This is a genomic window from Streptomyces prasinopilosus (genome assembly GCF_001419695.1).
GTDB lineage: Bacteria > Actinomycetota > Actinomycetes > Streptomycetales > Streptomycetaceae > Streptomyces > Streptomyces prasinopilosus.
This window is the reverse complement of record NZ_LIRG01000250.1, coordinates 1-10,267: the sequence shown is the minus strand read 5'-3', so window position 1 is coordinate 10,267 and position 10,267 is coordinate 1. Positions and strand designations below refer to the sequence as shown.

Genomic DNA, 10,267 nt, shown 5'->3' with positions numbered 1-10,267 from the left:
CGAGCAGCAGCCCCGCCATCTGCCCGGTGGCCCGCCCCGCGTCCGGGCCCGTCCGATGTGTCGTCATGCGTTCTGCATACCTCAATGCCCCGCGGGCCACCGGGCAGGTGGCGGGGCTGCTGCTCGCGGCGGGCGGCGGACGGCGGCTGGGCGGCCGGCCCAAGGCGTTGCTGACCCACCGCGGGCGGCCGCTGGTGGAGCACGCCGTGCGGACGTTGCGCGCGGGCGGCTGCGAGCGCGTGCACGTGGTGCTCGGCGCGCGGGCGGACGAGGTCCGCGCGCGGGCCGAGCTGCCGGACTGCGTGCTCGTGGACAACCCGGACTGGGAGCGGGGCATGGGCTCGTCCCTGCGGGCCGGACTCGCCTCGCTGGCCGGCACGGAGGCGCGGGCCGCCCTGGTCCTGCTGGTCGACCAGCCCGGAATCGGCCCGCAGGCGGTCGCGCGGCTCCTCGCCGCGTACGCGGCACGGGGGACGGGGCGTCCGCAGGACGCGCGGACCCCGTGGACCGCACGGGACCCGCGAGAGGGGCGGGAGGCGCGGAACTCCCTCATCTCGGCCGCGTACGCCGGCGTACGCGGTCATCCCGTCCTGTTCGGGGCCGCGCACTGGGCCGGTGTCGCCGCGGCCGCGACCGGCGACCAGGGGGCACGCGCCTATTTGAGGGACCACTCGGACGCCGTCGCCCTCGTCGAGTGCGGGGACGTGGCCGAGGCCTACGACATCGACACGGAGGAAGACCTGAGCCGCCTCGGGTGAGCGAGGGGCCTCCGCGGGCCCCGGACGCCACGCCCTCGGCGAACCGTTGAGCTTCCACGATGGGGAAACTACTATCCACAGCCCGGAGCGTCCTCGGCCCTGCTCCTCCCCCGACGCTCTCCGCCGCACCCGGGCCGACCGGCATCCGGGCCGCCCGGCACCCCGACGGACCGGTACCCCGGCCGGCGCCCGGTGCCGCACCCGCTGAAGGAAGTGACAGCTGATGTCCGCACCAGCGCCGCACCCGCTGGCCGTCGTCGACGCCGAGCCCCTGCCCCGGCAGGAGGAGGTCCTCACCGAGGCGGCCCTGGCCTTCGTGGCCGAGCTGCACCGGCGGTTCACGCCCCGGCGCGACGAGCTCCTCGCCCTCCGCGCGGAGCGCCGCGCCGAGATCGCCCGCACCCACACGCTCGACTTCCTTCCCGGGACGGCCGACGTCCGCGCGGACGACTCCTGGCGGGTGGCGCCGGCCCCCGAGGCCCTGAACGACCGCCGGGTCGAGATCACCGGACCCACCGACCGCAGGATGACCGTCAACGCCCTCAACTCGGGCGCGAAGGTGTGGCTCGCGGACTTCGAGGATGCCTCCGCGCCCACCTGGGAGAACGTGGTCCTCGGCCAGCTCAACCTGATCGACGCGTACACCCGGGCCATCGACTTCACCGACCCGGTGTCCGGCAAGGCGTACGCCCTGCGCCCGGACGGGGAGCTGGCGACGGTCGTCACCCGCCCGCGCGGCTGGCACCTGGACGAGCGCCACCTCACCGACGCCGACGGCACGCGGGTGCCCGGCGCCCTGGTCGACTTCGGGCTGTACTTCTTCCACAACGCCCGGCGCCTCCTGGACCTCGGCAAGGGCCCGTACTTCTACCTCCCGAAGACGGAGTCCCACCTCGAAGCCCGCCTGTGGAACGACGTGTTCGTCTTCGCCCAGGACTACACGGGCATCCCGCGGGGCACCGTGCGCGCCACCGTCCTCATCGAGACGATCACGGCCGCGTACGAGATGGAGGAGATCCTCTACGAGCTGCGCGACCACGCCTCGGGGCTGAACGCGGGACGCTGGGACTACCTGTTCTCCCTCGTCAAGAACTTCCGGGACGGCGGGGAGAAGTTCGTCCTGCCGGACCGCAACGCGGTCACCATGACGGCCCCGTTCATGCGCGCGTACACCGAGCTCCTGGTGCGCACCTGCCACAAGCGGGGCGCGCACGCGATCGGCGGCATGGCGGCCTTCATCCCCTCCCGCCGGGACCCGCAGGCCAACCAGGTCGCGTTCGAGAAGGTGCGCGCGGACAAGGACCGCGAGGCGGACGACGGTTTCGACGGCTCCTGGGTCGCCCATCCGGACCTGGTCCCGATCGCCATGGAGTCCTTCGACCGGGTGCTCGGCGACCGGCCGCACCAGAAGCACCGGCTGCGCGAGGACGTCGACGTCCGTGCCGCCGACCTCCTCGCGATCGACTCCCTGGAGGCCGCTCCCACCTACGCGGGCCTGGTCAACGCGGTCCAGGTGGGCATCCGCTACATCGAGGCGTGGCTGCGCGGCCTGGGCGCGGTGGCCATCTTCGGCCTGATGGAGGACGCGGCCACCGCCGAGATCTCACGCTCGCAGATCTGGCAGTGGACCAACGCGGGCGTCGTCCTCGACGGCGGCGAACGGGTCACCGCGGAGCTGGTCCGGCGGATCGCCGCCGGGGAACTGGCGGCGATCCGCGATGAGCTGGGCGAGGAGGCCTTCGCGGCGGGCCGCTGGCAGCAGGCCCACGACCTGCTGCTGACGGTCGCCCTCGACGAGGACTACGCCGACTTCCTCACCCTGCCGGCGTACGAGCAGCTCCAGGGCTGACACCGCGTCCCGCCGCGGCGGGACGGGGCGGGTCCGTGGCCCCGGGTCAGCCCAGGTGCACCGACCAGTCCTGCTCCGCCGCGGGCCTGCCGTGCAGATCGGGAACGCTCTTGAGCCAGGCCGGGCGCCCCTGCCGGGTCCGTGCCGCCCGGCGGGCGTTCTCCGCGGCCAGTTCCGCCGCGTCGGGGAAGTCGGTCGGCAGCCACCGGGCCGAGGCCCGCGCCCGCGCGTGCAGGTACGTCACGTACGCCTCGCGGGCCGCGTCGGGCGTCGCGAAGTCCGGGTCCCCGGCGAGCCAGGCGTCGGGCACCTCGGCGGTGACGGCCCGCAGCAGTTCCTCGGTCACCTTCGGCGCGAGTTCGGCGTCGGCGGCGCGGACGTCGGGACCGTGGCCGCCGAGGGCGTGGTGGCGGAAGTCGTAGGCCCTGGCCGGGTCGGACGCGTCCCAGCGGTGGTGGAAGACGAGCGCGGCCCCGTGGTCGATGAGCCACAGCCGGGGCGGCGCGACGCCGAGCGTCGGCCAGACCATCAGGTTGGAGCTGTGGACGGTCCGGTCCACGTTCACCGTGAGGGCGTCGAGCCAGACGATCCGCCCGGCCTCCACCGGGTCGACGGGGAAGACCTCGGCGACCTCGGGCGTGAAGTCCCGTGCCCCCGGGAGGTAGTCCATGCCGAGGTTGGTCCCGGCGCTGGCGGCGTGCAGCTCGCGCACCTCCTGGTGCGGCTCGCCGGCGGCGATCGCGGGATCGAAGTCCACCAGGACCAGCTCCGGGAACCGCAGCCCCAGGGCACGGGCCAGTTCCCCGACGATGACCTCGGCGACCAGTGCCTTGCGGCCCTGCGCGGACCCCGTGAACTTCACGACGTAGGTGCCGAGGTCGTCGGCCTCGAACACGCCGGGGACGGAACCGCCGGAGCGCAGCGGCGTGAGGTAGCGGGTTGCGGTGACCTCGGTGAGCATCTCGCCAGGCTACGCGAGCCCCCGGCCGCTGCCGCCGGGCCGGTGCCGCCGGGCCGGTGCCGGCCGGACCCGCCCGATGGCCGCGGAGCGCCCTTCCCCGGTCCCGGTCCCGGGGATCCGGTCGCGTTCCCCGGGGCCGGGGCGGCGGAGCGTCTTCCCGACGGGCCGCGCGAGGTGCCGTTCCCGCACGTCCGGGTTCCCGGCCGGCCGGGGCACCGGCGCGGGAACCGGCCGGGGACGCCCGGGTCGCCGCTCCGGGGCGCGAAGCAGGGCCGTGCCGGGGCCGGAGGGTGGATTCGTTGGGCCGCATGGCCGTCGTCGGAGCGCGTCGCCCGGCGCGTCCGGATGGGGTGGACAGCGGATCCCGTCCCCGCGTTCCGAAAGCAGAGGTCCTTCATGATCGTCAAGAAGTTGCACGAGTCCGGCATCCGTGCCGAGCACGCCTACGCCGCCGGCTTCGTCTCCATCGGGATGTCCGTCGTCGCCTGGTGCGCTTCGCTGAGCGTGGAGAGGAAGGGCGAGGAGCGGGCCGACCGCCTGGGCATCTTCGTCGGTGAGTGGGCTCCCACGTTCTTCGCCCTCGGTCTGGCCCTGTCCACCTACGAGAAGTGACGGCGGGCGTCGCTCGGCGGCTCGGGGGGCCGTCGTGCGGCCGGCGCGGTGGCGCCCCGCATGCCGACGGCGGCGGCCGGCCCTACCGTGAGCGGAGGGGGTGCCCCCGCGGGAGAGGAACGTTCCATGCCGGTCACCGGGAGTCCGCTGCGCGGACGGACAGCTGTCGTGACCGGGGCGGCCCGCGGGCTGGGGGCGGCGATGGCCCGCGACCTGGCCGGCCGGGGTGCGCGGGTGGCGCTGCTCGGCCGTGAGGAGAGCACCCTGGCCCGGGTGGTGGACTCCCTGCCCGCGGGTGCGTCCGCGTGCTGGGAGGTCGACGTCACGGACGACCGGGGCATGGCCCGGGCCGCCGCGGGGATCCGTGCGCGGCTCGGGCCCCCTTCCCTGGTGGTCGCCAACGCGGGAGTGGCCGAGGGCGGCCCGTTCGCCGAGTCCGATCCCGCGGTCTGGCGCCGGGTGATCGAGGTGAACCTGATCGGCAGCGCCGTCACGGCCCGGACGTTCCTCGGGGACCTGTTCGAGACCCGGGGCCACTTCCTCCAGGTCGCGTCGCTCGCGTCCTTCGGCGCGGCCCCGATGATGAGCGCGTACTGCGCGTCGAAGGCGGGGGTCGAGGCGTTCGCCCACTCGCTGCGGGCGGAGGTGGCCCACCGGAACGTGGGCGTCGGGATCGCCTACATCAACTGGACGGACACCGACATGATCCGCGACGCCGACGCGTATGCGGTGCTGCGGGAGCTCCGGGGCCACATGCCGCCGCCCGCGCGCAAGGTGTACCCCGTCGCGTACGTGGCCGGCCGGCTGGTCACCGCGGCCGAACGGCGCCGCCCGTCCGTGTACGTGCCCCGCTGGCTGCGGTCGGTCCAGCTGGTGCGCGCCGCGATGCCCCCCGTGGTGACGATGCTGTCGCGGCGTGAGCTGCCGCGCCTCGCCGCCCGGGAGCCGTTCGAGGCCACGGGGCTGCTCGGCGCCGGCGGCCGGGCCGACCAGGCGGGTTCCCCGCCCCGTTAGGGCCGCCCGGCCGGGTCCTCTCCCGTCCGGATCGAGCCGCTCCCGCGAGCGCTCCGCCGGGTGCGCCCCCGGGGTGACGGACCGCCAGGACACCCGCGTCGTGGGGCCGGTGGAGTGACCGTCCTCCGGGAGGGGCCCCGCACCGGGCAGGAATCAGCGCATCCGCGCCAGGGCGCTCGGCGGAAGCACTGGTGTGCAGGTGACCGAGAGTGAGAAGAGGTTGTGCATGTGGGGACCCCGGCCCACCGTGGCCGAACCGATCGGGCCCGTCGACGGTCCGTGCACGGCCCTCGACGCCGTCCGCGCCGTCGAGGCGGAACTCGGGCACGTCCTCGACGAGGCGCTGTGCCGGGCCCGTGCCGTGGACCCGCTGTTCGCGCGTGACGTCGCCGGCCGGGTCACCGCGTTCGTCCGGCGGGGCGGGAAGCGGCTGCGTACGGCGTTCGCGTGGTGCGGCTGGCGGGCCGCGGGCGGCTCGGGCGACGCCGCGGCGCTCCTGCGCACGGGGGTCGCGCTCGAGCTGGTGCAGGCGTGCGCCCTCATCCACGACGACCTCATGGACGGTTCGCCGCTGCGCCGGGGCGCGCCCGCGGTGCACGTCGACCTCGCCGCCATGCACCGCGCCGCGCGGATGACGGGCCCGCCCGAGGCGTTCGCGGCGTCCGCCGCGACGCTCGCCGGCGACCTGGCCCTGGTCTGGGCGGACGACCTGCTGACCGAGACGGCCCTCGGCTCGCCGTACGGCCCGCAGCTGCACCGCGAATGGCGGGCGATGCGCGGCGAGATGGTGGCGGGGCAGTACCGGGACATCCACGCGCAGGCGGCCGGGTCGTCCGGTGTCGACGAGGCGGTGGGCATCGCCACGCTCAAGAGCGCCCTGTACACGGTCGAGCGTCCGCTGGCGCTGGGCGCGTCCCTGGCCGGCGCCGACGCGCGGACCCTGGAGGCGCTGCGCTCGGCCGGACGGTGTGCGGGGCTGGCCTTCCAGCTCCGCGACGACCTCCTCGGCGCCTTCGGCGACCCGGACCTGACGGGCAAGCCGGCCGGGGACGACCTGCGGACCCGCAAGCTGACCTATCTGCTCGCCGTCGGCCTCCGGCTCGCGGAGGCCTCCGGGGACCGGGAGGCGGCCGACGTGCTCGGCGCGCGCGCCGGTGCCCGCTCGGACGAGACCGTGGAGCGGATGAGGGCGGCACTGGAGCGGACCGGCGCGTGGACGGTCGTCGAGGACAGGATCACGGAGCTGGCGGCGACGAGCCTGCGGCACTTCGCGGGCTCCGGCGCGGACCCCGCCGTACGGCGGGAGTTCGCCGCGCTGGTCGAACGGGCGTCGGGCGTGGCCCCGGGGCGGACCGGGGAGGCCGCGTGAGAACGGTAGCGGGGGCGACGGATCACGTCGTCGTGGTGGGTGCCGGGCTGTCCGGCCTCGCGTGCGCCCTGCACCTGCTGGGCGCCGGCCGCCGGGTGACGCTGGTCGAGCGGGACGCCGGTCCCGGCGGCCGGTCCGGCCGCGTGCGCCTCGGCGGCTACGAGGTGGACACCGGTCCCACGGTGCTGACCATGCCGCACCTGGCCGACGAGGCGTTCGCCGCCGTCGGCGACAGCCTCGCCCGGCACGTCCGGCTGACGGCCCTGCACCCGGCCTACCGGGCGTCCTTCGCGGACGGGACGTCGCTCGACGTCCACACCGACGGCGAGGCCATGGAGGCGGAGGTCCGGCGGTTCGCCGGGCCGGCCGAGGCGGCCGGCTACCGCAGGTTGCGCGAATGGCTGGAGCGGCTGTACCGGGCGCAGATGGACCGGTTCATCGACGCGAACTTCGACTCGCCCTTCCAGCTGCTGCACCCGGACCTGGCGCGCCTGGCGGCGCTGGGCGGCTTCGGGCGGCTGGACCGCCGCATCGGCCGCTTCCTCTCCGACCCCCGGCTGCAGCGGGTCTTCTCCTTCCAGGCGCTGTACGCCGGGGTCGCCCCGGCGCGGGCCCTCGCGGCCTACGCGGTGATCGCGTACATGGACACCGTGGCCGGCGTCTGGTTCCCCGAGGGCGGCATGCACGCGCTGCCCCGCGGCATGGCCGACGCGGCGGCCGGGGCGGGCGCCGACCTGCGCTGGTCGTCCGAGGTGACCGGGCTGGAGCGCTCGGCGGGCCGGGTGCGCGCCGTGCGTCTGGCGTCGGGCGAGCGGATCGCCTGCGACGCGGTGGTGCTGACCTGCGAACTGTCCACCGCGCACCGGCTGCTGGGGCGCGCCCCCCGGCGCCCGGTGCGGCTGCGCCATGCGCCGTCCGCGGTGGTCCTGCACGCGGGCACCGACCGGACCTGGCCCGGCCTCGCCCACCACACCCTCTCCTTCGGCACCGCCTGGGAGCGCACCTTCGAGGAGCTGACCCGGACGGGCCGGCTGATGAGCGACCCGTCCCTGCTGATCACCCGGCCGACGACGCACGATCCCGCCCTGGCCCCGCCGGGCGAGCACCTCCACTACGTGCTGGCCCCGTGCCCGAACACCGACGTCGGGCCCTCCGCCGCCGCCTGGCGGGACCTGGGGCCGCGCTACCGCGACAGCCTGGTCGCCGAGCTGGAACGCCGGGGCCTGGACGGATTCGCGGACAGCGTCCGGGAGGAGATGCTGGTGACGCCGCTGGACTGGGCCGCGCAGGGGCACGCGGCGGGCAGCCCGTTCTCGGTCTCCCACACGTTCGCCCAGACGGGTCCGTTCCGCCCGCGCAACATGGTGCGCGGCCTGGAGAACGTCGTGCTGGCCGGCTGCGGGACCACCCCCGGCGTGGGCGTGCCGACGGTGCTCGTCAGCGGCAAGCTCGCCGCCGCGCGCGTCACCGGCGGCGGTTCCGCCCGCCCCGTTCGCCCCGTCCACTCCGTCCACGCCCGTCCGGCACCACCGCGTGCCGCGCGTGCCGCCGTGCTCCCGGCCGAGAAAGGCAGCCATGACCCGTCGTGAACTGGACGCCGCCGGGATCACCGATCCCGCGCTGCGCGCCGACTACACCCGGTGCAGACGGCTCAACGCCCGTCACGGCAGGACCTACTTCCTGGCCACCCGGCTGCTGCCGGTGGAACGCCGTTCCGCCGTGCACGCCCTGTACGGCTTCGCCCGCTGGGCGGACGACATCGTGGACGACCTCGGCCGGCCCCGGACGCCGGAGGAACGGGACCTGCTGCTGCGGCGCCTGGAGGGCGACCTCGCGCACGGGCTGCGTACGGGCGGCGGGGACGAGCCCGTGGTGCGGGCCGTGGCCGACACCTCCGCCCGGTACGGCATCGAGCACGCGCTGTTCGCCGACTTCCTGGCCTCGATGCGCAGCGACCTGCACGTCACCGACTATCCGACCTACGCCGACCTGCGCGCCTACATGCACGGCTCGGCGGCGGTGATCGGGCTGCAGATGCTGCCCGTGCTCGGCACGGTCACCTCGCGCGAGGAGGCGGCGCCGCACGCGGCGGACCTCGGGGTGGCCTTCCAGCTCACCAACTTCCTGCGCGACGTCGGCGAGGACCTGGACCGGGGCCGGGTCTACCTGCCGGCGGACCTGCTCGCCGCCCACGGCGTGGACCGGCCCCTGCTGGAGTGGAGCCGGCGCACCGGACGCCGCGACGCGCGGATCCGCGCGGCGTTCGCCGCCGCGGAGGCGATGACCAGGAAGGTCTACCGGGCGGCGGAGCCGGGCATCGCCATGCTCGACCCGCGGGTGCGCCCCTGCATCCGTACCGCGTTCGTCCTCTACCGCGGCATCCTCGACGCGATCGCGGAGCAGGGGTACACGGTGCTGCACCGCCGGGCGGTGGTGTCGCGCGGGCGCCGGGCGGCCACGGCCGCGGCGGGCGCCGTCCACATCGCGCGGGCGCGGCTCCGTGCCCGCACCGCGGACCGGACGCCCGGTGCGCCCGGCTCCGGCGGGTCCAGCCCGTCCGGCCCGTCCGCCGCGTCCGGTGGGACCGCCGCATCCGGCGGGTCTGCCGTATCCGGCGGGACCGACCTGCCCGGCGGGACCGACCTGCCCGGTGGGGCCGGCGCGGCACTTCGACGGAAGGGATCCGTGCGGTGAGGGACGCAGCGAACCGGTCCGGCTGGACACCGCCGGTGCGGCGGCGCCGCCGGACCGGCTGGGCGACGCAGAAGCCGACCTGGCGGGAGGCGCGCCCCGCGCTGATCGCCGATGTCCTCAAGCGGGCCTCCGCCCGTCCCTCCGGGAACTGGTTCGTCGTCGGTGCCTCCCGGGACGTGCGGGCCGGCGGCCGTCCGTACGGCCGTACGGTGGGCGGGGTCGAGGTCGTGCTGTGGCGGACGGACGCGGGCGGGCTGCGCGCCGGTCCGGGGGTCTGCCCGCACCTCGGCGCCCCCCTGCGCGACAGCCGGGTGGTGTGCGGCACGCTGGTGTGCCACTGGCACGGACTGGCCCTGGACGGCGGCCCGTCCGCCGGCTGGGATCCGTACCCCGTCCACGACGACGGCGTGCTGGTGTGGGTCCGGCTGGACCGGGTCGGCGGTGAGGAGCCGACGGAGCGGCCCCCGGTGCCGGTGCGGCCGACCGCGGGCAGCGGGGTGGACGCCGTGTTCACCGCGGTGGGGACGTGCGAGCCGCAGGACGTGGTCGCCAACCGGCTGGACCCGTGGCACGGCTCCTGGTTCCACCCCTACTCGTTCGTCGACCTGACGGTGGCCCGGCCCCCGGAGGGCGAGGAGGACGACGCCTTCGTCGTCGACGTCTCCTTCCGGGTGACCGGCAGGCTGGTGGTGCCGGTCCGGGCGGAGTTCACCGCTCCCGGGCCGCGCACGGTCGTCATGCGCATCACCGAGGGCGAGGGGACCACGTCCGTGGTCGAGACCCATGCCACGCCGCTGACCGGGGAGGACGACGAGCGGCCGCGGACCGCCGTGGTCGAGGCGGTCGTCGCGGCCTCGGACCGGAGGGGGTTCGCGCTGGCACGGGCCGCCGCGCCCGCCCTGCGCCCGTTGATGCGCCGGACGGCCGGCCGGCTGTGGCGCGACGACCTGGCGTACGCGGAGCGGCGCTGGGCACTGCGCAGCACGGGACGGTTCCCGGGCTGAGCGGCC

Annotated in this window: 9 protein-coding genes; 8 read left to right on the top strand and 1 reads right to left on the bottom strand. The window is 75.9% G+C overall.

Going from position 1 to position 10,267, the window contains the following annotated elements; genetic code table 11:
• Positions 1-65 precede the first annotated feature (65 nt).
• Both AOK18_RS11885 and aceB read left to right on the top strand, forming a co-directional pair.
• Complete coding sequence (locus AOK18_RS11885; protein WP_055694309.1) at positions 66-758, top strand: nucleotidyltransferase family protein; 693 nt, start codon at positions 66-68, stop codon at positions 756-758.
• Positions 759-981: 223 nt separating this feature from the next.
• On the top strand, positions 982-2,607 hold the full coding sequence (aceB, locus tag AOK18_RS11880) for a malate synthase A (RefSeq protein WP_055694308.1): 1,626 nt from the start codon (positions 982-984) through the stop codon (positions 2,605-2,607).
• A 46-nt stretch (positions 2,608-2,653) separates the two neighbouring features.
• Here the strand turns inward: aceB and AOK18_RS11875 are convergent, their stop codons facing one another.
• The gene (locus AOK18_RS11875; RefSeq protein WP_055574905.1) at positions 2,654-3,568 is read right to left on the bottom strand and encodes a HipA family kinase; all 915 of its coding nucleotides are present in this window, start codon (positions 3,566-3,568) and stop codon (positions 2,654-2,656) included.
• A gap of 396 nt (positions 3,569-3,964) precedes the next feature.
• Here AOK18_RS11875 and AOK18_RS11865 point away from each other — a divergent pair, with 396 nt between their 5' ends.
• The 6 genes from AOK18_RS11865 to AOK18_RS11840 all read left to right on the top strand — a co-directional run bounded on the left by AOK18_RS11865 (position 3,965) and on the right by AOK18_RS11840 (position 10,261).
• A complete protein-coding gene (locus AOK18_RS11865; RefSeq protein WP_055575171.1) occupies positions 3,965-4,180 on the top strand; it encodes a hypothetical protein in 216 nt (71 codons plus the stop codon).
• Between the two features lie 126 nt (positions 4,181-4,306).
• A complete protein-coding gene (locus AOK18_RS11860; protein WP_055694306.1) occupies positions 4,307-5,194 on the top strand; it encodes an SDR family oxidoreductase in 888 nt (295 codons plus the stop codon).
• A gap of 226 nt (positions 5,195-5,420) precedes the next feature.
• Positions 5,421-6,563 (top strand): polyprenyl synthetase family protein, encoded by a 1,143-nt coding sequence (locus tag AOK18_RS11855; RefSeq protein ID WP_055575175.1) that lies wholly within the window; start codon positions 5,421-5,423, stop codon positions 6,561-6,563.
• Positions 6,560-8,152, top strand: coding sequence for a phytoene desaturase family protein (gene crtI, locus AOK18_RS11850; RefSeq protein WP_055694305.1), 1,593 nt, complete (start codon positions 6,560-6,562; stop codon positions 8,150-8,152). Before AOK18_RS11855 ends, crtI begins: the two co-directional genes overlap by 4 nt.
• Positions 8,139-9,257 (top strand): phytoene/squalene synthase family protein, encoded by a 1,119-nt coding sequence (locus AOK18_RS11845; RefSeq protein ID WP_099048866.1) that lies wholly within the window; start codon positions 8,139-8,141, stop codon positions 9,255-9,257. Before crtI ends, AOK18_RS11845 begins: the two co-directional genes overlap by 14 nt.
• On the top strand, positions 9,254-10,261 hold the full coding sequence (locus tag AOK18_RS11840) for a Rieske (2Fe-2S) protein (protein ID WP_055694304.1): 1,008 nt from the start codon (positions 9,254-9,256) through the stop codon (positions 10,259-10,261). The genes AOK18_RS11845 and AOK18_RS11840 overlap by 4 nt, the downstream gene beginning before the upstream one ends.
• Positions 10,262-10,267 lie beyond the last annotated feature (6 nt).

Excerpts from the sequence above, each read along its gene's own strand:
- AOK18_RS11845 (WP_099048866.1), top strand. The coding sequence starts at position 8,139 with ATGACCCGTCGTGAACTGGACGCCGCCGGGATCACCGATCCCGCGCTG.
- AOK18_RS11865 (WP_055575171.1), top strand. The coding sequence starts at position 3,965 with ATGATCGTCAAGAAGTTGCACGAGTCCGGCATCCGTGCCGAGCACGCC.
- AOK18_RS11885 (WP_055694309.1), top strand. The coding sequence starts at position 66 with ATGCGTTCTGCATACCTCAATGCCCCGCGGGCCACCGGGCAGGTGGCG.
- aceB (WP_055694308.1), top strand. The coding sequence starts at position 982 with ATGTCCGCACCAGCGCCGCACCCGCTGGCCGTCGTCGACGCCGAGCCC.
- AOK18_RS11860 (WP_055694306.1), top strand. The coding sequence starts at position 4,307 with ATGCCGGTCACCGGGAGTCCGCTGCGCGGACGGACAGCTGTCGTGACC.
- AOK18_RS11875 (WP_055574905.1), bottom strand. The coding sequence starts at position 3,568 with ATGCTCACCGAGGTCACCGCAACCCGCTACCTCACGCCGCTGCGCTCC.
- AOK18_RS11855 (WP_055575175.1), top strand. The coding sequence starts at position 5,421 with ATGTGGGGACCCCGGCCCACCGTGGCCGAACCGATCGGGCCCGTCGAC.